Here is a 26289-nt window from a genome sequence, read left to right as displayed (position 1 = left end):
GGGCCCGGCTGTAGCTCGACCAGTTCGTTGTGCGAAAAAGAGGGATCGGCTTGCTCATAGAGCCAACCTAACCCGCTGACTCACAAACATGAATCCATGAGCCGGCCGGATAGTGCAACAAAGCCCCTCGAAGGCATTATCCAGCATCAGATCGCCATTCGGCAGGCAGAAATAATCCGGGGAATTAATGATAGATCGCCGCCCTATCAATGTCGCATTATCCATTGCCAATTTAAACTGAGGTTCCCGGAAAGCCTTGGTGTAGGGCGTCGAAAGACAAATACCCACATATGTTACTGCATCGGATGGGGAGACGCCCAATTTAATCAATAGAAGAAAAAGCCCCCAATCAGTTGTTGATCGCCCTGCCATGATGAACCACACGCTCCACTGAATTTATGACGCACGTTGTCGGCATCGTATTGCAGGGAGAACCCTCAATATTGAATCTGTGATATTTGTGATATTTGTGATGTGACCGAACCCAAGCTGGAACGCGCGGCACAGTGTTCTTCCAGTGGTTCTCGCCTCACTGACCCAGCGCAAATTTAGAACATTTTATGAACATGACGTGCATATGCGTGCATTGCTCTTTGCTACAACCCGAATTGGCTACCTACCTACTTCAATATGGAAGCACGTCGATAATACGGGGAAAAGGTAGGTAGCCGATTACAGCCCGAGCAAAGGAGAATGCGCGCATATGCACGCTCTTTCAGGCAGCCCTACTGTTCGCCCTCGCCCAGGGAGTAGGTCGGCAAAATTGCCCGAGGTGCCAGAATGCACGTTCATGCACGCCATGTTCATAAAATGTTCTCATTTCGACCTGAGTTGCTGGCGCGATATTTCGGTCACAGTGCCACGCTGACCCCACGAACAGAAAGAGGGCCCACAATACTGTGCGCCCTCCCGTTCTCGCCTTTCGAGCAGTTCCCGAAGACTGCCCTTCACCCCGCCAAAAGGCGAACCCTTGTAGAGCGCCGGCCTTTTTCGACGTCGAGATAGTAGGCCCCGCATGTGAGACCCGTCAGCTTGACCAGTTCACGACCGATCCAGGCCGAAGAGGTCCGGCCGGCGAAAAGTTCTTCCGCCATCGCATCCACTGCCTCGAAGTGCTCGAAGCCTGCCATGCAGTTCGGATCACTGAAATCTTGCGCCGAAGCGACCAGAGCGGCCACCTCATCGACCGAAACCCAATCATTCCCGAAAGCCATTGCCCATGTATCAAGGGCCTCCTGGAGGTCATTCTTACTGGTATCGGTCGCCCTGACTTCTGCCACGGTTTTCGCCGGATCGTCCCATCCGCACCACTTCAACAGCCCCTGTATGGTGGTCCAGCTTTCAAAGCTGCCAAGCCTCGTCACCTCGGCATTGCAGGGGCGCCCGGCGTCGATATAGGCAGCGACCGCCTCAAGGATGGAGGAAACCAAGTCTCCCCGGCGATCAATTGCGACGTCAACGGGGTTGAAGTCGAAGATGCGCGTTTCCGGCTGCGCCATCTTGGCATCAAGACGGCACTTCACGACCCGGCGAACCATGTCTCCTGCAACGACCAGATTATTGCCGGTCGCTACCACGAAAACCTTTGTGGAGAGATTGGCCTTCAAGTGCTGACCGAGCACCCGAATGCTGACGGTCTCACTCGTCAGCACCATGTTCATCATGTTGCCTTCCAGCCGGTCGCCATTCTTGGCCTCCAGATTATCCAGCAGCAACACCGGGGTCTTTTGCAGCAACGCCGCCCCGAGACGCTTTTCGTTCTCTTCTTCATCCCGAGACCATGAAGACGCGGCGGGCTTGGTGCCCATCGTCAGCACGCCGGAGATTTCGGCGAACATCGTCTTTCCAGTGCCTGGCGCTGCTGCATCGATGGCGTGGAGCGGGCATGTGGCCATCGTCGGGCGCAGAATGGCGGATATAAGGGTGGACATGCCGACCGCAGCACTTGCGCCCCAGTCTCCACCATCGAAGGGGAAGCCGCGAAGCAATGCCTGGAACACGGAGTCCAGACGCGCCTTCGCCTCGGCCTGCCCAAGCCCCCTGCGCACCGGCCTGAAGGCGCCGGGTTCAAAGACTGCGAGGAGCCCCGTCTTCGGGTTGATCCCCGGCCGATCAATAATCTCACCACTGGAAAGATCGATTGTCGGGGAAGTGACCATTGCACGGACGGTATGGAAAGGCAGGTCTCCCACATTGTCTTCGATCAGGGCCGCCAGCTTTTTGGGCGGGTCGGTGCGCGTGGCCTTGTTGCCACCGCCCTTTTCCTCAGCCTGCTGAGTGACACGATAGAAATCAGCAATCTGGGAGAGCTTGAGCCACAGCCAGTTCGTGGTGACGGGAAGCAGCACAGTAGTTCCAGCGCTGAATTTGACAACGCCCTCAACGTCTTGGGTTGCATCCAAGACAACTGGCCGAACGAGCCCGCCGTTTTGCTGCAAGATTTGCCCATGCAGGATGCCCATCAGCGCTTCGGTCGCCTGCTGCACCATCTCAGCTTGCCGACCGTCCTGCACCCTGATCTTAGGCCTTGGGACTACAGGGCATGCAGCCCCTTCGCCTGCCCCTTCGGGAAGCTCGGCACCATCCGTCGATGCGAAATCTTCCATCTCTGCCTCGCGCTCGGCGGCAAACCGGAACCCGGCATCAATCGCGCCATGCTCGCGCAGTATCATCACCAGCGTGCCAGTGGTGGACGAACCGGCCTTCCTGTCCAAGCTGTCCCAGCGCGTGGCGACCTGATCGACAGCATCAGCATAGACAGGATCACGGGATGACCAGTCCAGAAACTCGGCCCTGGCCGTTCCGCCAGACGCGAAGTGCACAGCACAAAGGAGGGGGAACCAGGACGCCTCACTGCGAAAGTTCTCGGGATCGAGCTTTTCCAGCAGTTCGGCAATCTCTTCCGGCTCGGCAACGCCCCAACCGTCCGGTGCATCGGTTCCGGATACATCCCCCGGAGCCATTGAACGACCGTCAGGCGCTTCGGTGCGTTCGGCCTTGGTCGAGTGCTTCCGAACCAGGTCCGAAAGCTTCTGGGGTAAATCTGGGAGGTCAGAAATCTCATCCCACGGATCATCCAGGGCATAGAGACCCTTGGTATCGGGATGGATGCTGCCGGGGGCAACGACCTGCCCGCCCTTCGTCTTGATGTCGATGCCGGGGAAATCCTTGAGCTTTCCCTGCACATCCAGACCGGCGGGCTTCCCCATCCAAAGATGGAGGCCACCCGACCCTGTGCGTGTCACAGGGGTCCACTCTGCCAGGTCGATACCGATGGCAGACGACAGGCGCGCAAGGCTGTCCTCGCCCCCATTGCGGGGATCGACGTCCAGGACCAGATGGACTTCTGTCAGCCGGACACCGAGATTGCATCCGGTGCGCTTGGCCTGCTGTAGTGTATCGTCGTTGTCGTAGGGCCGATCAATCCAGCCCTTCTGAACCGGCACTTTGCCATTGAGGGGGATCAGCGTGAGGCCTGCCCTTGCGACCGAGGCGAAGGCATCCAAGTTGGTATCGGCCATCATGCAACTCCCTGCGCCAGCTTGGTGGCGACAAGGTGATCCAAGGCTTCCACCTTTTCGGGCCTGCCGTTCTCAACGAGCCAAGCCCGGATGTCGGCCACTTTGTTGAAGCCCTTGGGGATGCGGATTGGCTTGCCCGTCCGGTCAACGGTCTCGACGACAAACTTTGTGGATTTGGGCAGATGACCCTTGGACCTCAGGCCGCGCAGGTAGTTGATCCTGTATCCGGTGACGGCGACGAAATCCTCGTCCGTCAACCACGGGCCGTCAGTAAAAAATGCTGGCGTCAAAACAGTGCCAGCTACGCTATTGTCCATAGCGAAGCTCCTTAGGGGTAAGGGGTTTTCTTGCACTGTCTAGAAGGTGCGGCGGGCGTGGGCGGCTCGCCGCACCTTTTCTTTATGCTGCCAAGATAAAGCGACCAGCTGTTCATGACAACCATCGTTCGCCGAGGCTGTCAGCCACCCCGCCCCGCCATCAGCCGAGCATATCCTCGCAAATGTATGAGTTTGGATAGCGATGAACCCAGCGCTGGGCATCAAGATCGGCCTGAAGCCTGGCCTTGAGATAGCTTTGCAGCGCGCCACGGCCAGGGCGCTTGCGCTTCTCCATCAGATTAAGGACCTGATCGGCGCCATAGGTCTTTGGCGTCCTGTTCGTGGTATTGCGGTCCAGCCCCCGCCAATCGCAGATCGTAGCTGCATACAGGGCCTCAAGACTTACGCCGAGAGCACTGGCCGCCTTGCGCGCGCTCACGATCATCGACGGCATATCTTTCGGCATTCCGATCGGGCGATTTGCCGGTTTCCATATTACGGGGGTTATCAGGGTGTCCATCTGGGGTTCTCATTCTCAGGGCTAGAATGCTGGCCGAATGGCGATCATTTCGGAGCACATCGCCACCATGCTGCGAATGCGAACTGCTGGTGACCCTCGAACTCACCGCCTGAGACAAACTGCTGGTTCGGCACAGTTTCAGCACAGGCTAACCTGAAGATAAGGTCCGAAGGCGCTACCAAAGTAGGTCTTCTGGCCCCGGCGAGGCCCCGGGAGCTCATTCTTTACGGTTGCACCACTCACCGCCGCCTCGCCTAGCCCTATCCCTGCAGGCCCTTAAAGCAGGGGCTTTTTCTTGCGGGCTTCCATCCATTCCCGAAGATCAGTCAGGGCATACATCACGCGCTTACCGACCTTCACATAGGTCGGCCCCTCAGCCCTACTGCGCCAGATTTCCAAGGTTGCGGGTTGCAACCCGAGGAAACGCGCTGCGCCATCGTTGTCGACATATTCAACGGGCGGGCGTGACAGCAAGGCCTCCAAGCGATCCAGCCTCTCTACGATTTCCTGCATTTCATAGTCCTTTCAGTATCATAGAGGGATTATGGAGGTCTTACAGGGTCATGCACACCATCAAAGGGGAAGTGGCTTGCCCCTGAAACTCAGGATACGGTCGGCAACAATCTCCTGCGCCTGCCGAAGGTGACCGGTCAAATTGGCACGGGTGACATAGCGGAACGAGACATGGGGCGCAGTATGGTCCATCAGATAGACCACGGTCTGAAAATCGATCCCTGCCTCAAGGGCGTGGCCACGATACGAATGGCGCAGGGCATGTGGCTGGTAGGGAAAGCCCCGATCAGAACGCAGCACTGAAATATGCCCTGTGCGGGTTGTCTTGGCGGGAAACATGAACGGCGAGGCAAACGGCCTTGTGTGGGCGCGCAGCGCCTCCAGTTCCTGTAGAAGGAAGCGGGGCAGCGGGCATTTGAATACCCTGCCAGCCTTGGTGCGGGGAACGGTCAGAACGCCATCGGCATCAAGCCAGTCCCAGCGCGCCGAGCGGGCGTTTGCCGACCTCAACCCTGTAAAGATCATCAGCATCCAGCAGCCACGAGCGATCTGGTCTTCCAGCTTGTCCAGCGCCTGCCACATCCTGGGCATATCCTCAGCAGGTATGGCCCAATCCCGGCTTTCTTCTTTGTTGAAGCGGACGGCGAGGCTGACGGGATTTGGCGGTAGATCATGGTCACGCATCACGTCATTGTAGAGCAGGCGCAACATACGGAGACTGGTGTTCGCCGCATAAGGGCCACGCGCAGCAGTCAGCTTTTCATGCATGTTGCGGCAGAGCGCACGGTCGATAGAGGACATGGGCAGCTTGAGCAGCGATTTCATCGGCCCCTCAATATGCCGCCTGTAATCTTCCAGTGTCGCCTTCTGAAGGTTGCCCTGGTTGGCTGCGATGTACCGATCAAGCGCCTGTTGCACGGTCGGCACGGCCGCCTTGGGACGCCTGGGATCATCACCCCTCGCCAGTGCCTGCCGGTATTCGATTGCCTTGAGGCGGGCAGTCTTGAGAGACATTTCCTGCACGCGTCCAATGGTGAGCGTGACATACAGCCCCGACCCATCATTGATGCGGCCGATCAGCTTCCAGCTTGAGCTCTTGGCGCCGACAACCATGCGAAGGCCAGAGACCTCGTCGTCATAGAAAATGCTTCCTGGCGGGCTAGTCTCGGCCAGCTTTGCAGCAGCAGCCTGGGTGAGTTTGGTAGTCATCTTTCCTCCATTTCGGGCCATGGTCTGGACCAAGTTTCAGACCCTATGCAGAGCACAGGCAGGTAAGGCTTGGTCAGGCGTGATTGGAAGATTTTGTCATGGTAACAATAGGATAGACACCATGATTAGGCTGGGTAAATCTCGGACAGGTTAGCGACACAGAGTTGTCGATCCCGATAAAATCGACCGCTTCATGCGCCCAGAGATCATCAAGCGGGAAATAGAGGTTATCGCCGACCGCATAGCTGCCATATTCCGTCCAGTCGGCGGCATAGCTGATTTTGGTATCAGGCCCGAGGATCGCCCGCACCTCCCCGGCCAGCCGGATCAGCTGCGCGACCGCAGGAAACGCATCCTCCGCATTGCGCAACTGCGTCAGGCTGCGCATCTCTGAGCCGATGCAAAATGCCTCCACGCCGCCTGCCTGCGCACATAGATGCGCATAATGCAGGATAAAGCGGCGATAGCGCCATTCCTGCGGGCCGGTATAGAGGACGTGATCCGCAGCCGGGGTGAAATCTGCAGGGTTGGCCGAGCCAAAGAAGGCCGCGACCTCAGCATCCGCCAGCGCCGTTCTGTCGCTGGTGCCGGCCCGGCCCGGGGCCACGGATCCGGTGATGCGCCCGCGCCAGGGCATGACCGGCTGATCTGCGGCACCGCTCCAGGGGTCTGGCAGGCCATTGTCAGACTGCTGCTCCATCAGGATGAAGGGGTAGAACATCACCTCCTGGCCGCGGGCGCGAATGGCCCGGATCGCCTCGATCACCGCCGCATCGGCGGGGGTGCCGCCATAGACCGGGCTGCCGTCGCGCTGCGCCACATGCGCGGCCTGACTGCGCGTGATGCCGCCAGCACGCCAGGACATGCCCACGCCGTCAAACGCGCTCTGTTCCACCTTCGGCTGGATCTTACAGTCACCACAGCGCAGATCTGACCCGAACCAGGACACCACCAGCGAGACCGAGCCACAGCCCGGCAGCTCATCCCCCAGCTGGTTCAGGCTGGTGGAAAAATCAGTCAGACCCGAGGGCGCATTGCTGTTCACGGCGACATTCTCGCCCGGCCCATAACTCAGGTGAACGGGCGTGGTGGCCAGCGAATACTCGCCCGTGCCCGGGATCATCGCCACCGCATGGATCACATCCGAGAGCACACGTTCCGGCGCGACGCCCGGCCCCTGGGCATTGCGCACCACCTCAAAGCTGAACTGCGGCACACGATTGCCATAGGGCGTGAGGTCCAGATCCTCGATCACCACATAGGCAAGGCCGCGAAAGCCAGGAACCGTGCCCGCCCCCTCGACCGCCTCGATCTTCGGGTCGGGAAGCTGATCTTCGCGCCCATGATAAACCCGCAGCGCAAGGCTGCCCGGCGCGATTTCGCTGCCGTCAGCCCAGATGCGCCCGACCTTCAGGATCTCACCTTCGCAAAGGCCAATCGCCAGGCTGACCGTGTAGGAATACTGCGTGACCGACTGGCCGCCACCGCCCTTGCCGCCGCGACGGGTCTCGCTGTGCTCTTCGAATTGCGAGGCCCAGATCACATGCCCTGCCAGCCGCACCCGCCCCCAGGTTTTTGCAATCGGCTGCCCCTCTCCGGCCCCCATCAGGCGAAGGCGGTCGATGCGGCCAACCTCGACCGCCTCAGAGCCGCCACCCAGGATCCTCTGGTCGATCAGCCGCCCGGCTGTCGCACCGATGGCCCGCCCGATCACCGCGCCGGAAAGGCCCAGAATGGTGCCGCCGAACCCCGCGCCAAGTGCGGCACCGGCAGCTGAAAGCAAAAGCGTGGCCATGATTTATCGCTCCGTTCGTCAGATCGGCGGAAAGGAAAACCCGGCCGCGACCCGTCGCGCCCAAGGGGTGGTCAGCGCGCTTTCGCTGACATAATGGCCTGAATAGGCGTGGATAAAACGAGGCGCTGGCCAGGGGGCAGACAGCACACCCAGATGTTTGGCAATACCGCCTTCACGCATGCGGAAGACCAGCACGTCGCCCGGCGCAGGGCCGCCAGGCCCGAGCGGACAAAGCCATTTCCCTGCCGCGTCAAGCAGCGTCTCTGTGCCCCCTGCCTCGGCCCAGTCGGCGCTATAGGCGGGGATCGGAAACGGCTCGGCCCCGTAAAGCCGCCGCCAGATGCCCCGGATCAGCCCCAGACAATCGGTTCCCGCCCCTGCGCAGCTGGCCTGGTGGATATAAGGTGTGCCGATCCAGCGCCGCGCCTCTTGCAGCACCAGATCCGCCATCATGGCAGAGCCGCTCATCCACCCGCCCCCCGAAAGAGCGAGGGCCTGCGGCTTTCCCCCGTCGCAGCGCGATCCTGCCTTGGATAGCTGGCCAGCCAATCCTCTTCCGGAAGATGAGGAAAGCCACGGAAATTATTGAAATTATTAAACTTCAACCGACAGCTTTGCGCCCACTTGTCACAGCCTGCGATCAGACGCAGCCGATCTCCGGGCAAAAGCGCGGCCCTGATGCCCTGCCACAAAGTCACCCGCCGCCCGCCCTGGCGCAGCTCATCCTGGCGGATCATCGCATTCAGCCCGCTGGCCGCGCCATCCAGCACCTCAAGACGGCCATGCTCAAACCAGCGCGGCTCGAAGCCGGGCAGATCATCAAAGGTGAACACCCGGCCATCATCCGTGACCTCCTGCAGCGCGATGTCGCAGAAATAGCCCGGCTGCAGCGGATTAAAACCGCAGCGCCTGTCGCCCAACACAGCTGAGCAGCTGCGCGTATAGGCAAAGCCCATCGGCTGACCCAGGGGCTCAGAAAGCCCCCGCAGCTCGGCCCGGAAAGAGGCGCCGCGCCGCGTCACCTCGCCCAGTGTGCCGCGAAACAGCTCGTGCCGATCTGCGGGCACCTGCCAGTTGGCCAGCCAAATCCGCACCTCAGCCCCATCATAATGCCCGGCTGCCAGATCTGCCTCAGAAATCGCGTCACCGCTCAGGGCACCGATGGCCTCAGAATTGTCGACCGAAAGCCCCGTGGCCTGCTGCAGCGCCGAGGCATCCAGCCCGGCCCCGGCGCGATAGACCACGCCCCCGACCTGCAGGGCGCAATCGTGATCGGTAAACCCCAGCACCAGGCCATCACGCCGGGTCACGGTCCATAAATGACAGGTATTGGTGTTGCCAGTTCTCAAATGCTCCAGAAGCGCTTCGTTCACAGCCTGATCTCCACCACCGGAACATTGGGAACATCGCCGGCCTGAAAGCTGGCGACCGAGATCTGGATGCGGTCGGCATCAAAGCGAACCGGAACGTCGAACTCAAACCCGGCGGTGATCCTGGTGCCTTTGGGTGGTGGCACGGCGAAAACCACCTGACCACTGGCAGGATTAACCGCGAACTCAATCCCCTCGACCTTGGGGTCATCAGACAGCGCCACCTGCACGCTGCCGGCAACAGGTTTCGCAATCGGCCGGGCATAGCTTTCCAGCCCCGAGACATAGGTTTTCACCAGCCCAAAGCCCGTGGTCGTGCCGTCACCCACACCAATCACCTGATCAAGCGGGCTGATCAGGCGCGAGGGCAGGCACGAACGGTAATCCGACCAGTCTTTCCAGCGAAACCCGTGCAGCTGCCCGCGCCGCGCCTCGAAAAAGGCAATCAGCGCCTCCAGATCATCCAGCGAGCGCAACCCGACCCCGGCATCATAGTGGCGACGCGAATGGGCCCAGGGGGTATTGCGTTCCTCAAAGCCATTGGCCAGCGCGACGATCTCGGTCCGCCGCTCTGGCCCGCCCACCGAGCCAAAGCTCAGATTGGCGGGAAACCTGATCTCATGAAACATCGCCTGCCCTCACCTGTTCCTTTGGCCGCGGGCCAGCGCCCGCCCCATCTGCGCCGCGATCTGGCTTTCCGAGCGACGGAACCCCGCCACATCGGGGGTCGAGATGTTCATCACCACATTGACCGGACGCCCGCCGCCCTGGGCCTGCACGCCCAGACGCCCATCCGCGCCGCGCGTCAGCGGCATGATTGCCTCGGGGCCCGCCTCGCCCATCAGCCCGCGACCACCCCGCATCGGAAAGCTGACCGGGCCGGTGACAACGCCACCATTGGCGAAGGGCATCACCCGGCCCTGCGCAAAGCCCGCACCATTGGCGAAAGGCATCAGCCCGCTCATCATCGCATTGATCCCATTGGCAATTGCGCCGCCCGCCGCATTGTGGATCGGGCGCATCGCCACCGAATAGACCGTGTCAACGATGCTTTGCGCCACGCCCTTCAGCGCGTCCGACAGCCGCAGCCCGTCAAAGGCCAGCCCGTCAAAGGCCCGCCGCAACCCGCCCGCAATGCCATTCGACAGCGCCGAGACCTCACGCGAGGTGAAGGTCGCGCTATCGCGCAGCCGCGCCAGCTCGCCGTCAAAAGCCGCGACCATCGCCGCCGAGGCCCCCAGCCGATCCTCAAGCCCCAAAAGCTGATCCGCCAGCTGATCCATTTCCGCCATCATCCACCCCTTTCATGCTGCCTTGCACCCTGTCGGGAAATGACGCGGCCAGTTCGGCCAGCCGCGCCCGCGTCAGGGGCGGAGCCCCCCGCTCCGCCCCCAGCATGATCCGCAACTCGACCGGCGTCAGAGCCCAGAAGACCGCAGGCTCCAGCCCCAGCCCGTGCAGCCCCGCCCTGATCAGTCCTGGCCAGTCGAATTTGCGGCTCATCTCGCCTCCGGCAGCGCAAACGCCCGCGCCAGCAGCGCCGCCGCCGCCTGGGCCGCAGCCACAGGCCCGCCGCCGATCTCGACCGCGATCAGATCACCCGCGCGCCCCCGCCAGCCGCCGCCACGCAGGCCCGCCACCACCAGCGCCAGCACATCGCGGCCTGAAAAGCGCCCCGCTTCGAACCGCTCGACCAGATCCATCAGCGAGGTCTCGCCCAGATCCGCCTCAAGTTCCGCCAGCGCCCCCAGCGTCAGCCTGGCTATATGCGCCACCCCGTCGAGCGTGATCTCGACCTCACCTGCAAAGGGGTTCGCCATCAGAGCGCCGTGAAGCTGAGGATCCCCGCCGAGGCCAGGCTGACCTCATAGGTCGCCTCGCCATTATGGCTGCCCGCATATTCGAGGCTGGTGATCTGGAACGGCCCCTCGACCACGCCGAAATCGGGGATCACCACCTGAAAAGCCGGGATCTCGCCGTCGAAAAAAATCTGCCGCGCCCGCTCATCGGTCTCCGCATCGCGGAAAACGCCAGAGCCAGAGATGCTGGCGGATTTCACCCCCGCCCCCGCCAAAAGCTCACGCCAGCCGCCCGAGCTTTCCAGGCTGGTGACCTCGACCGTCTCGGCGTTAAAGCTGGCGCGGGTGGCCCGCAGGCCCGCAATGGTCTCGAACTGGCCGTCGCCAGTCTGGTCTATCTTGATCAGAAGGTCTTTCCCGGCCTGAACTGCCATGGGCTTTCTCCTTGAAATATAAGATGTTCTGCTCAGAATTCGATCCGGGCGCGAAAGGTCAGATCAATACGGCGGATGCGCCCCTCATCGAGCCGCCGCGCCTGGGCACGATCAAACCGGAAGCTGACCACCCGGCCCCGATCCGTGACTGGCACAGCTGCCGCCAGCGCATCCGAAATCGCCACCGCCACCCGCTTTGCCGCCAGGAACCCCTCGGCATTGCTGATCACGCTGATCATCAGACGATGATCTGCCCCCGCCCCCGATTTGTCCGAGGCATCGCGGACCTCTTCAGGGCCGAGCAGCACGAAAAGCCCCGGCGGCGTCGGCGGCAAAGCATCGTGGATCGCCACGCCCGCCAGATCGGGGCTGGCGCTTAACTGCAAAAACACCGCCGATTGCAGCGCAGCTGCCGCTGAATAGCTCATTTCGGGGCCTCCTCGCGGCAGGTGCAGGTCAGCCAGCGCCCCGAGGCATCGCTTTCTGCCACCGCCAGAATGGTGAAAATCCGGGGGCCCAGGCGAAAGCGCTGGCCAGGCTTTGGCCGTTCCGCCATGCCCGGGGCCGCGCCGCGCACCGTGATCCGCCAGGCGACCGAGGTCAGCACCACCTCTTCACCCGCCGCATCACGGCCGCTGCCCGCGCTCATTTCGGCCCATAAAAGCCCGACCAGCACCCAGGACAGCGAGAATCCTCCCGCGCCATCCGGACTGCGGCTGGCCTCTTCCAATGCCAGTTGCTGGCGCAGATGCGGTGCTTTCATCGCCGCCCGCCCCCCAGCACGCGGATCAGACGCCAGCGCCCGATCAGCCCCTCGACCGCCGCAGGCAGACCCGCGCCCTGCGCCCCAGCCTGGCCTGCGCCCTCATGGCGAAACTCATAATAGGCGGCGGCAAGCAGCATTACCGCCTGCTGCAGATCGGCAGGCACCGCAGCCCAGTCCGGGCCAAAGCCCGCCTCGAATGCCACCCGCACAAGGCCGCCCTGCGGTGGGCAGGGCATAGCCGCGCCGGTGCCCGCGATACGCGGCCGATGCTGGTCCTGGATCAGCCGGTAAAGCGCCGGGCTCAGCACCTGCGCCGCGCCCAGGGCCGTGACCAGCTCGATGCTGACCAGCGCCGAGACCGGAGCCAGGGGCAAAGCCTGCGCCTCGGCATCGCGCCAGCCTTCCATCTCCAGCAGAAAGCGGCGCCGGATCAGGGCCTTGGCGATCCGCCCCTCAATCGCGGCGATTGCCGCGCGCAGATAGCCCTCCAGCAGCCTGTCCTGCCTGTCGGCCAGTGCAAAACCACTGCCAAGGCGCAGATGCTGCCTCAAAGCCTCCAGCGGCAAGGCGGCCACCGGCACCGCCGTCTCTTCCGTCAGTCTCATCTCGCCCGCCCCCATCATAGCCCTATCGAAAAGCGGGGGCCGAACCGCATAGGCCCGGCCCCGACCAGCCCCGTCAGGTGGCTGCGACGCGCAAGAGCTTGATTGCGGCAAAGTCGCTGATGTCGCCGCCGACGCGCTTGGTGGCATAGAAAAGGACATGCGGCTTGGCCGAGAAGGGGTCGCGCAGGATGCGCAGATCAGGGCGCTCGGCGATGGTATAGCCCGCGTTGAAATCGCCAAAGGCAATCGGGAAGGTGCCCGCGCCGACATCGGGCATATCCTCACAGATCAGCACGGCGTAGCCCATCAGACGCGCAGGCTCGCCCGCCGCCAGACCGTCCGACCACAGGAAGCGCCCATCGGCATCCTTCATCTTGCGCACCGCACCTGCGGTTTTCGAGTTCATCAGGAAGGTGCCATTGGCGCGGTAATCCGCCCCCAGCGCATAGACCAGATTGATGATGCAATCGGCGGGGTTGGTGGTGGCGAAATCGGCCGCAGCACCCGTGGGCACATAGCCCAGATTGCCCCAGGTCCAGGAGGCATTGGCGACCTTGGTCGGCAGCAGGATGCCGCGCGGCTTGTCGACCCCATCGCCGTTTATAAAGGCCGAGGCCTCGGCGCGGATGAAGCGCGTGGCGATCTTGCCCGCAAGCCAGCTTTCAACATCAAAGGCGCTGTCATCCAGCAGCCGCTGGCTGGCTTTTGGCATGGCCGACAGCTCATGCAGGCGGATCTGGATCCGCTCCAGCGCGGGCGTCGCGGTCTCGGCAATCGTCGCGGCTTCGGTCGCCCAGCCCGAGCCGATCTCAGAGCGGTCGATCAGCACATCAAAAGACGTCGCCTCGACCTGCACCACATTCGCAACCGCCCGCAAGGAAGAGGTCGAAACCAGCATCGAGCGGATCTGATCTGCAGTCTGCGGCGAGACCAGATAGCCACCATCTGCGGCCACCGCCGTCGACATCGCTTTCCCCTCAGGGATCAGCCCGCGATAACCCTCATCATCGCCCGAGCGCAGATAGGCGTTGAAGGCCTTTTGATGGGGCGCATTTTCCTCGACCGAGGTGGAAAGTGCCGGGCGGCCCCAGGTCATGGTTTTCTTCTGAAGCATGGTCACTCGCTCTTCCTGATGTTGCAAAGATTGTTTCACGTCCGCCTGGAAGGAACTGAATTCCTTCAGGAAACCGGCCATGGCGGTTTTCACCTCCGCAGCCGGGCTCAGGCCCGGGGAATGCACCCCGGCCCGGATTTCTCTCTCGGTCATCCCTTGATCCTCTTGATCTGGTGGAAAGTTTCGAGGGCCTCAGCCCTGGCCTGCGCGATGGGCCACAAGTCCCGCACGGGCCTCGTTGAAAAGCTGGGCCAGCCCTTCCAGCTCGACAGAAAGCGCCTCAGGACAGGTCTCTGATTTGGCGGTTATCCGCGCCTCACTCAGCATCGGAAAAGTCACCAGCGAGACCTCCCACAGCTCCAGCTCCAGCAGCCTGCGCCCCTTTCCCTCACGCTCGGATCGCAGCGTCCGATAGCCAATGGAAAGCCCGTCAAGCGCCCCGGCCTCCAGAAGCGCAGCCGCCTCGCGCCCCTTTTCCACGTCGCTCAGCAGCCGCCCTTTGACCCAAAGCCCGGTCTTGTCCTCGCGCACCTCATCCCAGATGCCGATGGGCTGGGTCGGGTCATGCTGCCACAGCATCCGCACCCTGCGCCCCTTTGCCGCCAGCGCCGCCAGTGATTTCGCATAGGCACCGGGCACCACCACATCCCCCCCCTGATCGTGCAGCCCGAAAAGCGAGGCATAGCCCGAAATCTCACGCCCCTCGGTCAGGGTCAGCCCAGCCTCGGGCTGGCAGAATTTATGTTCCAGCATCGCGCACCTCTTTTGCGTGAAACCATCCCTGCGGGCCTGTCCCACAGGATCATTTCCCAGTCCCACAGGGTCATTTCCCAGTCCCACCGGGTCATTTCCCAGTCCCACCGGGTCATTGCCCTCTCCCACCGGGTCACTTCATGGCGGCGCGGATCACTGCCTCGGCCCCCTGGGCCAGAAGGAAGCCCGCGACCCCGTAAACCCCCAGCCAGATCCGCCGCTCCAGGCGTTCCAGCGCCGCGTCGATCTGGCTCAGGCGGAATTCCAGGCCCGACCAGCGTTCCTCCATCACCCGCTCATTGGCCTCGATCCGGGCATGGGCAGCGTCGAAACTGTCATAGAGAAACCGCGATCCTGGCCCTTCCTTGCGTGTGCTCATGCGCCACCCTCATTATCGGGCATGGCATCACCCGGTTCCGGCAGACGCGGCAGGCCCAGCAGCGCGCGCTTCTCGCCATCACTCAGGAACGAGGCCGCCCCCACCCGCGCCCATTGCTGATCGCGCTCCATCGCCAGCGCCGGAATCTGGTCGAGATCGGGGCGCAGCTGAGCCGCCTCGCCGCCAAATCCCTCCAGCCAATGCGACAGCGCCGCCAGCACCCGGCTGGCCAGGGGCAGAACCGTCAGGCGGTAAAAGGCCCGGTTCGCCTCCTGGTAATTGGCATAGGTGGCGTCGCCGGGGATCCCCATCAGCATAGGCGGCACGCCAAAAGCCACCGCGATCTCTCGCGCGGCCGCCAGCTTTGTCTCATGGAACTCCATATCTGATGGCGAGAATCCCATCGGCTTCCAGTCGAGCCCGCCCTCCAGCAGCATCGGCCGCCCGGCATTTCTGGCCCCCTGGTGATGCGCCTCCATCTCGGAAACCAGGCGGTCATACTGATCCGGCGTCAGAACCGATTGCCCATCCGCCCCCTTGTAGGTGATCGCACCCGAGGGCCGTGCCGCATTGTCCAAAAGCGCCCGCGACCAGTTTGACGCCGCGTTATGGACATCAATCGCCACCGCCGCCGCCTGCATGGGCGAAAGGCCGAAATGGTCATCCTGGGGGTGAAAGCTGCGGATATGGCAGATCGGGCTAAGCCCATCCGAAACCTGAAAGCGGTGCACCCGCCCCGAGACCGTGTAATCATAGGCGGCAGGCCAGCCATCAGCCCCCGGCAGCATCGACATCCGATCCGGGCGCAGCGCATGCAATTCAGCCGGAAGCCCCGTCGCGTCATCCCCGACAACCGCCTCGATATAGGCATTGCCGCTTAGCAGCAGGTGGCCATAGATCGCCTCCAGCAACTCTGCCCGCCCCTGCGCCCCATTGGGACGGGCCAGCAGCGCAAGTACCGGATGCGCCTCATAACGGCGCTCGCAGTCCTGGCAGATTACCGGCAGCGCCGCCGCCGCCTCGGCGATCAGCCGCACCGCGCGAAAGCCCACCGGATTGCCCTGAAAGCCCGCCCGCGTCAGCGAGGCCGCATCCCGTGCCCCGCCAGCCACCCGCCCCGGGCCGCCACCGGACAGGCCCTGGGGAAGACCGCGCGCGATCACCCGCCCCGTCGCACTCGCTTTCACGGCGGGCACCGGCGGCACCCGCGATTTGCCTTTCAGGAAATCGAACACAAAGCCGCTCCTCTCTTCGCCATGCGAGATCCGCCCCGCAAAAGGCCAACCCGCTCATTTCAGTTCCGTAAAATCACCAAAGGGCCGGGCCTCGGCCCTCCGTCAGATCGAGCGCACCCCCGGCTGCCCGATCCGCGAGGACGGCGCGATCATCAGCTCGGTCAGCGCCCAGACCAGCGCATCCAGACGGTCCGGGCTGCCCTGCCCCTGCCAGCCGGTGCGCGTCATCTGCACCATCTGCGCCTCCAGATCCCCCAGGCCCCGGCGATGTGCGATCCGCCCCTGTTCATAGAGCGCCGCAATCGGTTCGGCCCGCAGCATCTTGCCGCGCGTCGCCCGCACCTCACGCACCGGAACCAGCGGATCGACCTGGCGCACCACGCCCGCGACCAGATCGCCGCCCTGGTTCACCTCGACCACCAACCGCTCGGCGCTGAACTCTTCCATCGCCGCCACCGCCGCCCGCGCCCAGCCATCGGGGCTGGCCCCTCTCACCGTACGATCGGCCAGCACCACCGCCCGCCAGTCACCCGGCGCCCCGCTGGTATCCGCGCCCACCACCACGATCCCGCATTCGTCCGAGGTCTTGGTCGCCGTCACCGGCGGGTCAACCGCAACGACAACCCGCAGCGGTCTGACCGCCGCCCGCACCTCGGCCTCCTGGGCGCCCGCAATCATCGCCTGGTTCCAAAGCGCGCCCTCGGCCTCTTCGACCAGCAGCCCCTCCAGCTCCTGACGGCCTTGCGTGGTGCCGCCATAACGCGCCCGCACCTCGTCGAGATAGCTTTGCGCCAGCCAGACCCGGTTCGCCTCGGTCGGCGCATGGGTCACCACGGTCGAGGGATTGCCAAGGATCGCCTTCAGACAGGCCACATTGCGGGGCGTCGTCGTCACCACCTGCTGCGGATTGTCCCCCAGCCGCAGGCCAAATTGCAGCTGATCCCAGGTCTCGGCCGCTTTGGGCCATTTCGCCAGCTCATCCGCCCAGGCCGCATCGAATTGCGGGCCGCGCAGCCGCTCGGGGTCATGAGCGGAATAAAGCTGCGCCACCGCGCCATTCGCCCATTCCAGCCGGTTGCGGGACGCGATCCATTTCGGCCGCCGATCCGGGGGCGAGCAGGCAAGGATGCCGCTTTCGCCCAACACCATCACCTCACGCGCCTGTTCAAGCGTCTCTGCCACCAGCGCCACGCGCCGCGCCTTACCCGGGGCCTCAGCCGTGTCGCCCTCGACCATCATGCGCACCCATTCCGCGCCCGCCCGGGTCTTGCCCGCGCCGCGCCCGCCCATGATCACCCAGGATTTCCACGCCCCTTCGGGTGGCAGCTGATGCGGCAGCGCCCAGAACTCAAAAATCCACGGCAGCGCCTTCAGGGCATTGTCACTTAAGCCCCCCAGAAATTCATCAATCTCCTCTGGCAGCGCGGAGGCGAGCCAGTCGGCGCCCGATCTCATCTCGCGCGAGCCCGAGGTCGAGTGCGCCATCCCCGGCACCTGCCCCGGCAAGCTCTTTGCGGAGTTTGTCGACATTCCTTCTCTCCTCCAGCAGCGCCTTTGACAGATCAGCCAGATCCCTGACCGCCCGCCTGCCCTCTTTTGCCATTTCAAACCGGCCCTGGCGGATCCCCGCGAAAGCCTCGTTCAGCTCTTCGACCGCGATGCGATACAGCTCTTCCGTCAGGTTCAGCGCCCCGGCCGCCTGGGTAAGGTCAACCGGATCGCTTTCCCCTTCCGTCATTCGGATTGTCATAAGTGCCCACCTGCCCTCATGCTCTGCCAGCCTGCCCCGCCAGCCTGCCCCATCAGCAATCCTCTCTGGCCCCGCTTCAGCCCGCAGGCACAAAAAGGGCCCGGCATAAAAAAGCGGCCCCGGGGTCACCCCCTGGCCGCCTTCACACCTCTTTCAGCATGTCACAATCTCTAGATCAGACCGCTCGCAGAGTCAAGGTGAAATCACAGCAAAATCAAAGACTTATGCGATCTCAACATTAACGTATCATTAACCACTTCGCACCCGCCAGGGCCGGGCACATAACGCATCTCAGCCATTCCCCCTCAGAAACAACGGCTTAGAAAGCAACAGCCCCGCTGCCAGATCTCTGGCAACGGGGCTGCTGTAACATCCGCCAAATCGTTTCTCCGCACGCAGGCGGTCAGTCAGCGCTCTGGACGCCGCCCTCTCCGGCCTGGCCCTGCTGCGCCTCGATCTGGCGCCAGCGGGCGACATTCTCGTTATGCTCGGCCAGCGTCACCGCGAAAGCATGCCCGCCCGTGCCGTCAGCCACAAAGAACACATAGTCCGAGGTCTCGGGATGCAGCGCCGCCTCGATAGAGGCGCGGCCCGGGTTGGCAATCGGCGTCGGCGGCAGCCCGTCGATCACATAGGTGTTGTAAGGGGTGGCCCGGCGCAGCTCGCTTTGGCGCAGACCGCGCCCCAGCACGCCTTCGCCATTGGTGATGCCATAGATCACCGTCGGGTCGGTCTGCAGCCGCATCCCCTGTTCCAGGCGGTTGACGAAGACGCTGGCGACAAGGCCGCGCTCGGCCGCAACCGCCGTTTCCTTCTCGATGATCGAGGCCATGACCATCGCCTCTTCGGGGTTTGCATAGGGCAGCCCCTCATCGCGGCCCGGCCAAAGCTCGGCCATGATCCGCTCTTGCGAGGCGGTCATCTGCGCGATCAGCGCCGCGCGGTCGCCGCCTTTGGTCACGTCATAGCTTTGCGGCGCAAGCGAGCCCTCGGGCGGCACGCCAGCAATATCGCCGCTCATGAAATCAACCTTGCGCAGCGCATCTGCCACCGCCCAGGAGGTTGCGCCTTCAACCAGCGTCACCGTGAAACGCATATCCGGCTGCGCCTCGGCCTCCAGATATTCCGCCGGCCGCTCATCGGCATCAGGCGCAAAGCGCGCCACTTCGACAAAGCGGTTGGTGGCCGGGTCCAGCTCGCGCAGCACCACATTCGAGCTGGCAACACCGATCACCAGCTGGATTTCCTGGCCGCAGGTCGAGGCCCCGCCCTGCGTCAGCGCCCCCAGCACATCTACCATCGAGCTGCCCGGCGGGATCAGATAGGATCCAAACTTCAGATCCTTGGAACGGCCCGAATAATCAGCACCGATCCGAAAGATCCGCGCATCAGAGACCACGCCCCGCGCCTCAAGGTTGCGGCTGACCGAGGGCAGGCCCGCGCCGCGCTCGACCTGAATGCAAGCCGCTTCGGTCAGCGGGCCGGGGCTGATGAACTCATTGCGCCCCCAGGCGATCAGCCCCGCCCCAACCACCAGCAGCACGATGAACAGGGTCAGCGCATTCGAGGCGATGCTTTTCCACATCGATCAGCGCACCTTGCCCAGAACCAGGCTGGCATTGGTGCCACCAAAGCCAAAGCTGTTTGACAGCGCGATGTCGATCTTGCGCTCGACCTTCTTATTCGCCGCCAGGTTCAGCTTCGGCGTCACCGCCGGATTGTCGAGGTTGATCGTCGGCGGCGCGACCTGATCGCGGATCGCCAGGATGCAGAAAATCGCCTCTACCGCGCCAGCAGCCCCCAGAAGGTGCCCGATTGACGATTTGGTCGAGGACATGACCGCATTCGCCGCCGCATCGCCCATCAGACGCTCGACCGCGCCCAGCTCGATCGTGTCGGCCATGGTCGAGGTGCCATGTGCGTTGATGTAATCCACCTGATCCGGCGTCACCCCCGCCCGCGCCAGCGCCGCCTTCATCGAGCGGAAACCGCCATCGCCATCCTCAGAGGGCGCGGTGATGTGATAGGCGTCGCCCGAAAGCCCATAGCCCAGCACCTCGGCATAGATCTTCGCGCCGCGGGCTTTGGCGTGCTCATATTCTTCCAGCACCACGATGCCCGCACCCTCGCCCATGACGAAACCGTCACGATCCGCGTCATAGGGACGGCTGGCCTTCGCCGGATCATCGGCGCGTTTGGTCGACAGCGCCTTGCAGGCGTTGAAACCAGCAATGCCGATTTCCGAGATCGGGCTTTCCGCACCACCCGCCACCATCACATCGGCATCGCCCAGCATGATCAGCCGCGCCGCATCGCCAATCGCATGCGCCCCGGTCGAGCAGGCGGTCACCACCGCATGGTTCGGCCCCTTAAAGCCAAAGCGGATCGAAACCTGGCCCGAGACCAGATTGATCAGCGAGCCGGGGATGAAGAAGGGAGAAACCCGCTTTGGCCCCTTTTCTTTGATCAGCACCGCCGTCTCGGCAATGGTCGAAAGCCCGCCGATGCCAGAGCCGATCATGACGCCGGTGCGCTCTTTTTCGTCCTCGGTTGCAGGCTCCCAGCCCGAATCCTTCACCGCCTGAACCGCCGCCGCCATCCCGTAAAGGATAAAGTCATCGACCTTGCGCTGCTCTTTCGGCTCCATCCAGTCATCGGGGTTGAAGGTGCCATTGCTGCCGTCACCGCGCGGGATCTCGCAGGCATATTGGGTCACCACATTCGAGGCATCGAATTTCGTGATCGGCCCGGCGCCGGACTGCCCCTCCAGCAGGCGACTCCAGGTTTCTTCCACCCCAGAGGCCAGCGGCGTGACCATTCCCAGACCCGTTACGACGACACGGCGCATGTTTACACTCCCGACAAAGGCGATCATTTCAATTCGGGTGATACACGCGCACCCGTCGCGCCGCAACATTGCGCGAAATTGCGGGCAGGCCCCCGCCGCATGCCGCCGCAGTTCAAAAGGTCTGCAGCTCAAAAGATCAGGCAAGATCAAAAGATCAGGGCGCAATCGCCCCACGCCATCCCATAGGCACCGCAACCAGCAAAGAGGCGGCCAGCCCCTCTTCCGCGTCACCACAATCCATCCGCAGCATGGCCGAGGGCTCGCCCCCCGTCATCCCGCCCGCAATTCCCCCAAAGATCAGCACATCGGCAATCGTGCAACTCTCAGGGCCGAAGGCCTGGTCGCGCAGCAGATCACCGGCGCGAAGCGGCCCCATACGCGGCATATCGCCCAGCCTGTCGGCAACCGCATCGAGCCGCGCCCCAGCGCCTGTCAAAAGCACCGCGCCCTCACCGCTCCAGGCAGCATTGCTTCCGCTCTCTGCGCTGATTCTGATCGCCCCAGCAGCAAGGCTTCCCGAAAGCCCGGCCGCCTCAATGTCCTGGAACCCGCCTGGCCGAAAGGGCGAGCCCCCCGCCGCCGCCAGCACATCCCATGGGTTCACCGCATCATCTGGCGTCTCATCATGACTGGCCCAGGACAGAACACCGGGCGCATTCCCGGCCTGATCGGTATCTTCATGCCGATAGATCTGACAGACGGGTTGCAGACTCTCGGCCCCGCTGGCCCGGTCAACCGTCACGAGAAAAGCATAGCGCCGCTCGGCAGTATAAAGGCCGAGATTGTCGCGCAGACTGCGCAGCAGGACGATGCTGTCCTGGCTAAAGCCGAACACCTCATCGCTGACGTCGATCACATCGGGGGGCGTCGCCCCGGCCCGACCAGCCAGCCCCAAAGCCAGCGATAGCATTATCGCGCCTGCCAGACATCTCATGAAGCGGTCGCTTCCGACGTTTCTGCCAGACGATTCTGTCGCGAATCCCTGTACGGGAAAGGCCTCGCATATCGCCCGGCCCGCGTCAGTTGCCCCCCCTGCGCATTTGTCCCGATTCCCGGGTCAGGTATTCCCTGCCCCGATCCGCGGCCCTCAGACCAGGCCACCGCAGACCAGGCCACCGCAGGCCCAGGCCCGGCGCAGGCCGCGCCAAAACAAAAAAGGCTCTCCGAAACCGGAGAGCCCTCTTTCATCCCGCAATGGGAAGAAAACGATCAGGAAGCCTTGGTGATGAAACCAACAGCGTCGCCAAAGGTCTGGATGGTTTCTGCAGCGTCATCCGGGATTTCAATGCCGAATTCTTCTTCAAAAGCCATGACCAGCTCGACCGTGTCCAGCGAGTCTGCACCCAGATCGTCGATGAACGAGGCGGTCTCGGTGACCTTGTCCTCTTCAACGCCGAGATGCTCGACAACGATCTTCTTCACGCGATCTGCGATGTCGCTCATGTTACGTCCTCTACTCCGTTCGCGGGGTCATGCCCCCGGGCCTTGGTTCTCGGGCCTGGTTATCCGCCCCGGGGAAACCCCCAGTCACGGCAGTACCGGGGAAAGCCCCGGGATTCTGGCGCGGGCTATAGCACAGCCGCGCCCCATGGCAAATGCTTTCCGCCCCGAAGGTCAAGTCCCGTCGGGACAGAACGCAGCCCGGGGCGGGCACAAATGCCTAGATCATTGCCATTCCGCCATTCACATGCAGCGTGGCGCCGGTCACATAGCCTGCCTCATCCGAGGCCAGATAGACCACGGCCGCCGCAATCTCCTGCGGGCGGCCCATACGGCCTGCGGGCACGGCCGAGAGAATCCCCCCCTTTTGCGCCTCATTCAGCTTGTCGGTCATCGCCGTCTCGATAAAGCCCGGCGCGACGGCATTCACGGTGATGCCACGGCTTGCCACCTCGGCGGCCAGCGCCTTCGACATGCCGACCATCCCCGCCTTTGAGGCGCAGTAATTCGCCTGGCCCGGATTTCCGGTGGTGCCCACGACCGAGGAAATATTGATGATCCGGCCCTGACGCGCCTTCATCATGCCGCGGATCGCAGCGCGGCACAGGCGGAAACTGGCAGTCAGATTGACATCCAGAACCGAGGCCCAGTCCTCATCCGACATCCGCATCGCCAGCCCGTCACGGGTGATCCCGGCGTTGTTTACAAGGATCTCAACCGAGCCCATCGCCTCAACCGCACGTTTCACCAGCCCCTCAACTTCTTCAGGCACCGAGAGGTTGCACTCCAGCACATGCGCCCGCTCGCCCAGCTCAGCCGCCAGCGCCTCAAGGGGCTGAACCCGCGTGCCCGAAAGCCCAACTACCGCACCCGCCTTGTGCAAAGCCCGGGCAATATCCGCCCCGATGCCGCCCGAAGCGCCCGTCACCAGCGCCGTCTTACCCGTCAGATCAAACATAAGCATTCTCCCAAAGCCCACAGGCCTTTTTTTCATCTGTCCCGAAATATCCCGGGGGTCCGGGGGCTGGCCCCCGGAGGGGCAGCCCAAAGCCCGCAGGCCTTAATCATCTGTCCCTGAACATCCCCCCGAAACATCCTCGGGGGGCAGCCATTGATTTCGCCACTGCTTCCCAAAACCAAAGCCAAAGCCAAAGCCAAAGGTCGCGGGGAACGCGCCCCGTCCCCGTGGCCCCAGTCAGCCCTTCAGCGCTGCCACATCGGCAGGCGTGCCAATCGCCCTGACCGTGGCCTCTTTCTGGATCCGCCGAATCATACCCGACAGCGCCTTGCCCGCGCCGATCTCCCAATATTCGGTGACCCCGGCCCGCTCCATCCACAGAACCGATTCCCGCCAGCGGACAGAGCCCGTCACCTGCGCCACCAGAAGATCGGCGATTTTTGAGGCCTCGGTCACCGCTTCGGCCCGCACATTGGCGATCAGCGGCACGATGGGGTCATGGATCACCACGCCCGCCAGCGCCTCGGCCATCCGCGCCGCAGCAGGCTGCATCAATGCGCAGTGGAACGGCGCGCTGACCGGCAGCATCAGAGCCCGTTTCGCGCCACGCGCCTTTGCGATCTCAACCGCCCGTTCGACGGCAGCCTTATGGCCAGAGACCACGACCTGCGCCGGATCATTGTCATTGGCGGCCTGACAGACCTCACCCTCGGCAGCCTCGGCAGCGACGGCGGCTGCGGTCTCGAAATCCAGCCCCAACAGCGCAGCCATTGCGCCCACGCCCACCGGAACCGCCTCTTGCATGGCAACACCCCGGATGCGCAGCAGCCGCGCCGTATCGGAAAGGCTAAGGCTGCCCGCCGCGCAAAGCGCCGAATATTCGCCAAGGCTGTGACCCGCCACGAAATCGGCGGTGCCTTTCAGCGGAAAGCCCTCGGCCTCCAGCACCCGCAGCGCCGCGATCGAGGTCGCCATCAGCGCCGGTTGCGCGTTCTGGGTCAGCGTCAGCTCGGCGATATCGCCCTCACGGATCAGCACCGAGAGCTTTTCGCCAAGCGCCTCATCCACCTCATCGAATACGGCTTTCGCGACGGGCCAGGCCTCGGCCAGCTCCATCCCCATGCCGATGGTCTGGGCGCCCTGGCCCGGGAAAACGAATGCGCGGCTCATTGCTGGCTCCTGTTATATCTCATCCCCTGCAATACCCAAAGCGCCGCTCTGCCGCAATATTTTGCAAAAATTCCCCCGGTTTCCGTCAGCTTCCCCGCCTGTTTCCGTCTGCGTCCCCGCCAGGCCGCACATCTGCGTGACCCATCCGCGCGTCATGCACAGCCTCTGTGCCCTCAGCCATGATTACCCCCGGGGCCCCGGCCTGCTATCCTTGCGCCAAACCAATTCCCGGAGTTCGAAAATGCAAGCCCGCAACACGGTTGCCAGCTATGGTCGGGTCAGCCGCAGCTTTCACTGGCTGACTGCTGCCCTGATCATCACCACCTTCCCCCTTGGCCTGATCGCCGAGAACCTGCCCTATGCCACCTCGGAAGAGCTGGCGCTGAAGGCACAGATCTTCTCGATCCACAAAACCCTTGGCGTCGTCGTGTTCTTCGTCGCGCTCGCCCGCATCCTCTGGGCCTTTACCGAGACCCGCCCCGCCCCCGTCCACCCTGGCCGCAAGCTCGAGACCTTCGCCGCCGAGACCGTGCACTGGGCGCTTTATCTCTCGCTGGTGCTGGTGCCGCTGTCGGGCTGGATCCATCACGCAGCCGTTGACGGCTTCGCGCCGATCCTGTGGCCCTTTGGCCAGAACCTGCCCTTCATCCCCAAATCCGAGACCCTCGGCCATGTCGCAGGCGTGATGCATGGCATTTTCGTCTGGATCCTGGCGGCGGCGCTGGCGCTGCATGTGGTGGGGGCGCTGAAGCATGTGGCGATTGACCGCGATGTGACCCTGGCCCGGATGACGCGCGGCACGCCCTCGCAGGCGGGGGGCCATGCCCATAAATCCGCAGCCCCCCCGATTGCCGCGCTGATCCTCTGGGCCGCAGCCGGGCTTGGCGCCTGGGTGATCGCCCAACCCGAGGCGCAGCCCCAAACCCAGGCCCAGCCCCAATCACAGCAAGCTGCCACGACGGAAACCGCCGCTCAGGGTGGCAACGATCAGCCCGCACCCGCAACGGCTGGCAACTGGCAGGTCGAATCGGGCAGCCTTGCCATCTCGGTGCGCCAGATGGGCAGCGCGGTCAGCGGCAGCTTTGCCACCTGGTCGGCCGATATCACCTTTGATGAGACCCCGGTCGACGGCAAAAATGGCACCGTCGAGGTGAAGATCGACACCGCCAGCATTAGCCTTGGCTCGGTCTCAGACCAGGCGAAGGGCGCCGATTTCTTCGACATCGCCAATCACCCCGGTGCCGTTTTCAGCGCCACGATCCGCCCCGAGGGCGAGGCCTTTATCGCCGAGGGCACGCTGGACCTGCGCGGCCAGACAAAGCCCGTCAGCCTGCCCTTCACGCTTGAAATCAACGGCGACACGGCCGTGATGAAGGGCGAGACCACACTCGACCGCCGCGACTTTGGCATCGGCGCAAACTACGGCGACGAATCCTCAGTCGGCTTCCCGGTGGTGGTCAGCGTCGATCTGACCGCCAAACGCCTGAACTGAGGCCAGCCTCACCCCCAAAAGGCTCACCCCAAAAGGCATGGACACGCGCATCCCACCCGGATGCGCGTTTTCTTTTGCGCCCATCCTGTCAATCTGCGCGGGCAACCGACGCAGCCCCCACGCAGCCCTCCGATGCAACCCTCTGACGCAGACACCCGACGTGGGCACCCGACGTGGGCACCCGACGCGGGCAATCCGCCCGCTCTGCGCTCTGCGGCCAAAGGATCACAGAGCGGGGATCTGCGTCCCCAGGATCTGCTCCCTGGGGATCTGCGCGCCGGGGGATCTGCGCGCCGGGGCA

At 63.4% G+C, this 26289-nt stretch carries 28 protein-coding genes and 1 pseudogene; 1 reads left to right on the top strand and 28 read right to left on the bottom strand.

Annotated elements, in window-relative coordinates:
* Positions 1–947 precede the first annotated feature (947 nt).
* The 28 genes and pseudogenes from HOY34_RS09220 to fabD all read right to left on the bottom strand — a co-directional run bounded on the left by HOY34_RS09220 (position 948) and on the right by fabD (position 24496).
* Positions 948–3521 (bottom strand): bifunctional DNA primase/polymerase, encoded by a 2574-nt coding sequence (locus HOY34_RS09220; RefSeq protein ID WP_172362045.1) that lies wholly within the window; start codon positions 3519–3521, stop codon positions 948–950.
* A complete protein-coding gene (locus tag HOY34_RS09215; RefSeq protein WP_172362044.1) occupies positions 3521–3838 on the bottom strand; it encodes a hypothetical protein in 318 nt (105 codons plus the stop codon). Before HOY34_RS09215 ends, HOY34_RS09220 begins: the two co-directional genes overlap by 1 nt.
* Positions 3839–3998: 160 nt before the next feature.
* On the bottom strand, positions 3999–4358 hold the full coding sequence (locus HOY34_RS09210; protein WP_172362043.1) for a hypothetical protein: 360 nt from the start codon (positions 4356–4358) through the stop codon (positions 3999–4001).
* A gap of 276 nt (positions 4359–4634) precedes the next feature.
* Complete coding sequence (locus HOY34_RS09205; RefSeq protein ID WP_216654693.1) at positions 4635–4871, bottom strand: helix-turn-helix transcriptional regulator; 237 nt, start codon at positions 4869–4871, stop codon at positions 4635–4637.
* Positions 4872–4931: 60 nt separating this feature from the next.
* Positions 4932–6080: a tyrosine-type recombinase/integrase gene (locus tag HOY34_RS09200; RefSeq protein ID WP_172362041.1), complete on the bottom strand. Its 1149-nt coding sequence runs from the start codon at positions 6078–6080 to the stop codon at positions 4932–4934.
* Positions 6081–6228: 148 nt separating this feature from the next.
* A pseudogene (locus HOY34_RS09195) lies at positions 6229–7875 on the bottom strand (baseplate multidomain protein megatron); the annotation flags it as partial.
* Between the two features lie 18 nt (positions 7876–7893).
* Entirely contained in the window at positions 7894–8343 is a 450-nt protein-coding gene (locus HOY34_RS09190) for a C40 family peptidase (RefSeq protein WP_172362038.1), read from the bottom strand.
* On the bottom strand, positions 8340–9248 hold the full coding sequence (locus tag HOY34_RS09185; protein ID WP_172362036.1) for a phage/gene transfer agent baseplate hub protein: 909 nt from the start codon (positions 9246–9248) through the stop codon (positions 8340–8342). Before HOY34_RS09185 ends, HOY34_RS09190 begins: the two co-directional genes overlap by 4 nt.
* Entirely contained in the window at positions 9245–9874 is a 630-nt protein-coding gene (locus HOY34_RS09180; RefSeq protein ID WP_172362035.1) for a DUF2460 domain-containing protein, read from the bottom strand. Before HOY34_RS09180 ends, HOY34_RS09185 begins: the two co-directional genes overlap by 4 nt.
* A gap of 9 nt (positions 9875–9883) precedes the next feature.
* Positions 9884–10537, bottom strand: a complete 654-nt coding sequence (locus HOY34_RS09175; RefSeq protein WP_172362067.1) for an RcGTA-type gene transfer agent tail tape measure protein — start codon at positions 10535–10537, stop codon at positions 9884–9886.
* Positions 10494–10748 (bottom strand): rcc01693 family protein, encoded by a 255-nt coding sequence (locus HOY34_RS09170; protein WP_172362033.1) that lies wholly within the window; start codon positions 10746–10748, stop codon positions 10494–10496. The genes HOY34_RS09175 and HOY34_RS09170 overlap by 44 nt, the downstream gene beginning before the upstream one ends.
* Positions 10745–11065, bottom strand: coding sequence for a gene transfer agent family protein (locus tag HOY34_RS09165; protein ID WP_172362031.1), 321 nt, complete (start codon positions 11063–11065; stop codon positions 10745–10747). The genes HOY34_RS09170 and HOY34_RS09165 overlap by 4 nt, the downstream gene beginning before the upstream one ends.
* Positions 11065–11478, bottom strand: coding sequence for a phage major tail protein, TP901-1 family (locus tag HOY34_RS09160; RefSeq protein WP_172362030.1), 414 nt, complete (start codon positions 11476–11478; stop codon positions 11065–11067). The genes HOY34_RS09165 and HOY34_RS09160 overlap by 1 nt, the downstream gene beginning before the upstream one ends.
* Before the next feature lie 32 nt (positions 11479–11510).
* Positions 11511–11906: a DUF3168 domain-containing protein gene (locus HOY34_RS09155; RefSeq protein WP_172362029.1), complete on the bottom strand. Its 396-nt coding sequence runs from the start codon at positions 11904–11906 to the stop codon at positions 11511–11513.
* The gene (locus HOY34_RS09150) at positions 11903–12241 is read right to left on the bottom strand and encodes a head-tail adaptor protein (RefSeq protein WP_172362027.1); all 339 of its coding nucleotides are present in this window, start codon (positions 12239–12241) and stop codon (positions 11903–11905) included. Before HOY34_RS09150 ends, HOY34_RS09155 begins: the two co-directional genes overlap by 4 nt.
* Positions 12238–12849 carry a head-tail connector protein gene (locus HOY34_RS09145; protein WP_172362026.1) on the bottom strand — a complete coding sequence of 204 codons (612 nt, stop codon included), beginning with the start codon at positions 12847–12849 and terminating at the stop codon, positions 12238–12240. Before HOY34_RS09145 ends, HOY34_RS09150 begins: the two co-directional genes overlap by 4 nt.
* Before the next feature lie 73 nt (positions 12850–12922).
* Positions 12923–14116 carry a phage major capsid protein gene (locus HOY34_RS09140; protein WP_172362024.1) on the bottom strand — a complete coding sequence of 398 codons (1194 nt, stop codon included), beginning with the start codon at positions 14114–14116 and terminating at the stop codon, positions 12923–12925.
* Positions 14117–14155: 39 nt separating this feature from the next.
* Complete coding sequence (locus HOY34_RS09135) at positions 14156–14716, bottom strand: HK97 family phage prohead protease (RefSeq protein ID WP_172362022.1); 561 nt, start codon at positions 14714–14716, stop codon at positions 14156–14158.
* 133 nt (positions 14717–14849) lie between these two features.
* Positions 14850–15095 carry a GTA head formation protein, RCAP_rcc01685 family gene (locus HOY34_RS09130; RefSeq protein ID WP_172362020.1) on the bottom strand — a complete coding sequence of 82 codons (246 nt, stop codon included), beginning with the start codon at positions 15093–15095 and terminating at the stop codon, positions 14850–14852.
* Positions 15092–16330 carry a phage portal protein gene (locus HOY34_RS09125; protein WP_172362018.1) on the bottom strand — a complete coding sequence of 413 codons (1239 nt, stop codon included), beginning with the start codon at positions 16328–16330 and terminating at the stop codon, positions 15092–15094. The genes HOY34_RS09130 and HOY34_RS09125 overlap by 4 nt, the downstream gene beginning before the upstream one ends.
* Positions 16331–16432: 102 nt before the next feature.
* Positions 16433–17785, bottom strand: a complete 1353-nt coding sequence (locus HOY34_RS09120) for a DNA-packaging protein (RefSeq protein ID WP_172362066.1) — start codon at positions 17783–17785, stop codon at positions 16433–16435.
* Entirely contained in the window at positions 17736–18068 is a 333-nt protein-coding gene (locus HOY34_RS09115; RefSeq protein ID WP_172362016.1) for a hypothetical protein, read from the bottom strand. Before HOY34_RS09115 ends, HOY34_RS09120 begins: the two co-directional genes overlap by 50 nt.
* A 415-nt stretch (positions 18069–18483) precedes the next feature.
* Complete coding sequence (mltG, locus tag HOY34_RS09110) at positions 18484–19665, bottom strand: endolytic transglycosylase MltG (protein ID WP_172362014.1); 1182 nt, start codon at positions 19663–19665, stop codon at positions 18484–18486.
* A gap of 3 nt (positions 19666–19668) precedes the next feature.
* Positions 19669–20928, bottom strand: coding sequence for a beta-ketoacyl-ACP synthase II (fabF, locus tag HOY34_RS09105; protein ID WP_172362013.1), 1260 nt, complete (start codon positions 20926–20928; stop codon positions 19669–19671).
* Positions 20929–21082: 154 nt separating this feature from the next.
* Positions 21083–21862 (bottom strand): hypothetical protein, encoded by a 780-nt coding sequence (locus tag HOY34_RS09100; protein WP_172362012.1) that lies wholly within the window; start codon positions 21860–21862, stop codon positions 21083–21085.
* 275 nt (positions 21863–22137) lie between these two features.
* On the bottom strand, positions 22138–22371 hold the full coding sequence (locus HOY34_RS09095; RefSeq protein ID WP_172362010.1) for an acyl carrier protein: 234 nt from the start codon (positions 22369–22371) through the stop codon (positions 22138–22140).
* A 217-nt stretch (positions 22372–22588) separates the two neighbouring features.
* Entirely contained in the window at positions 22589–23326 is a 738-nt protein-coding gene (fabG, locus tag HOY34_RS09090; protein WP_172362008.1) for a 3-oxoacyl-[acyl-carrier-protein] reductase, read from the bottom strand.
* Between the two features lie 237 nt (positions 23327–23563).
* Positions 23564–24496, bottom strand: coding sequence for an ACP S-malonyltransferase (gene fabD, locus HOY34_RS09085; protein ID WP_172362006.1), 933 nt, complete (start codon positions 24494–24496; stop codon positions 23564–23566).
* A 241-nt stretch (positions 24497–24737) separates the two neighbouring features.
* Between fabD and HOY34_RS09080 the strand changes: the two genes are divergently transcribed.
* The gene (locus HOY34_RS09080) at positions 24738–25988 is read left to right on the top strand and encodes a cytochrome b/b6 domain-containing protein (protein ID WP_172362004.1); all 1251 of its coding nucleotides are present in this window, start codon (positions 24738–24740) and stop codon (positions 25986–25988) included.
* Positions 25989–26289 lie beyond the last annotated feature (301 nt).

The sequence above is a fragment of the Pseudogemmobacter hezensis genome (assembly GCF_013155295.1).
In the GTDB taxonomy this organism is placed as follows: Bacteria; Pseudomonadota; Alphaproteobacteria; order Rhodobacterales; family Rhodobacteraceae; genus Pseudogemmobacter; species Pseudogemmobacter hezensis.
This window is presented reverse-complemented; position numbering and strand designations above follow the sequence as displayed.

Coding starts and splice junctions, on each gene's coding strand:
- HOY34_RS09220 (WP_172362045.1), bottom strand. CDS start 3,521: ATGGCCGATACCAACTTGGATGCCTTCGCCTCGGTCGCAAGGGCAGGC.
- HOY34_RS09215 (WP_172362044.1), bottom strand. CDS start 3,838: ATGGACAATAGCGTAGCTGGCACTGTTTTGACGCCAGCATTTTTTACT.
- HOY34_RS09210 (WP_172362043.1), bottom strand. CDS start 4,358: ATGGACACCCTGATAACCCCCGTAATATGGAAACCGGCAAATCGCCCG.
- HOY34_RS09205 (WP_216654693.1), bottom strand. CDS start 4,871: ATGCAGGAAATCGTAGAGAGGCTGGATCGCTTGGAGGCCTTGCTGTCA.
- HOY34_RS09200 (WP_172362041.1), bottom strand. CDS start 6,080: ATGACTACCAAACTCACCCAGGCTGCTGCTGCAAAGCTGGCCGAGACT.
- HOY34_RS09190 (WP_172362038.1), bottom strand. CDS start 8,343: ATGAGCGGCTCTGCCATGATGGCGGATCTGGTGCTGCAAGAGGCGCGG.
- HOY34_RS09180 (WP_172362035.1), bottom strand. CDS start 9,874: ATGTTTCATGAGATCAGGTTTCCCGCCAATCTGAGCTTTGGCTCGGTG.
- HOY34_RS09175 (WP_172362067.1), bottom strand. CDS start 10,537: ATGGCGGAAATGGATCAGCTGGCGGATCAGCTTTTGGGGCTTGAGGAT.
- HOY34_RS09170 (WP_172362033.1), bottom strand. CDS start 10,748: ATGAGCCGCAAATTCGACTGGCCAGGACTGATCAGGGCGGGGCTGCAC.
- HOY34_RS09165 (WP_172362031.1), bottom strand. CDS start 11,065: ATGGCGAACCCCTTTGCAGGTGAGGTCGAGATCACGCTCGACGGGGTG.
- HOY34_RS09160 (WP_172362030.1), bottom strand. CDS start 11,478: ATGGCAGTTCAGGCCGGGAAAGACCTTCTGATCAAGATAGACCAGACT.
- HOY34_RS09155 (WP_172362029.1), bottom strand. CDS start 11,906: ATGAGCTATTCAGCGGCAGCTGCGCTGCAATCGGCGGTGTTTTTGCAG.
- HOY34_RS09150 (WP_172362027.1), bottom strand. CDS start 12,241: ATGAAAGCACCGCATCTGCGCCAGCAACTGGCATTGGAAGAGGCCAGC.
- HOY34_RS09145 (WP_172362026.1), bottom strand. CDS start 12,849: ATGAGACTGACGGAAGAGACGGCGGTGCCGGTGGCCGCCTTGCCGCTG.
- HOY34_RS09140 (WP_172362024.1), bottom strand. CDS start 14,116: ATGACCGAGAGAGAAATCCGGGCCGGGGTGCATTCCCCGGGCCTGAGC.
- HOY34_RS09135 (WP_172362022.1), bottom strand. CDS start 14,716: ATGCTGGAACATAAATTCTGCCAGCCCGAGGCTGGGCTGACCCTGACC.
- HOY34_RS09130 (WP_172362020.1), bottom strand. CDS start 15,095: ATGAGCACACGCAAGGAAGGGCCAGGATCGCGGTTTCTCTATGACAGT.
- HOY34_RS09120 (WP_172362066.1), bottom strand. CDS start 17,785: ATGAGATCGGGCGCCGACTGGCTCGCCTCCGCGCTGCCAGAGGAGATT.
- HOY34_RS09115 (WP_172362016.1), bottom strand. CDS start 18,068: ATGACGGAAGGGGAAAGCGATCCGGTTGACCTTACCCAGGCGGCCGGG.
- mltG (WP_172362014.1), bottom strand. CDS start 19,665: ATGTGGAAAAGCATCGCCTCGAATGCGCTGACCCTGTTCATCGTGCTG.
- fabF (WP_172362013.1), bottom strand. CDS start 20,928: ATGCGCCGTGTCGTCGTAACGGGTCTGGGAATGGTCACGCCGCTGGCC.
- HOY34_RS09100 (WP_172362012.1), bottom strand. CDS start 21,862: ATGAGATGTCTGGCAGGCGCGATAATGCTATCGCTGGCTTTGGGGCTG.
- HOY34_RS09095 (WP_172362010.1), bottom strand. CDS start 22,371: ATGAGCGACATCGCAGATCGCGTGAAGAAGATCGTTGTCGAGCATCTC.
- fabG (WP_172362008.1), bottom strand. CDS start 23,326: ATGTTTGATCTGACGGGTAAGACGGCGCTGGTGACGGGCGCTTCGGGC.
- fabD (WP_172362006.1), bottom strand. CDS start 24,496: ATGAGCCGCGCATTCGTTTTCCCGGGCCAGGGCGCCCAGACCATCGGC.
- HOY34_RS09080 (WP_172362004.1), top strand. CDS start 24,738: ATGCAAGCCCGCAACACGGTTGCCAGCTATGGTCGGGTCAGCCGCAGC.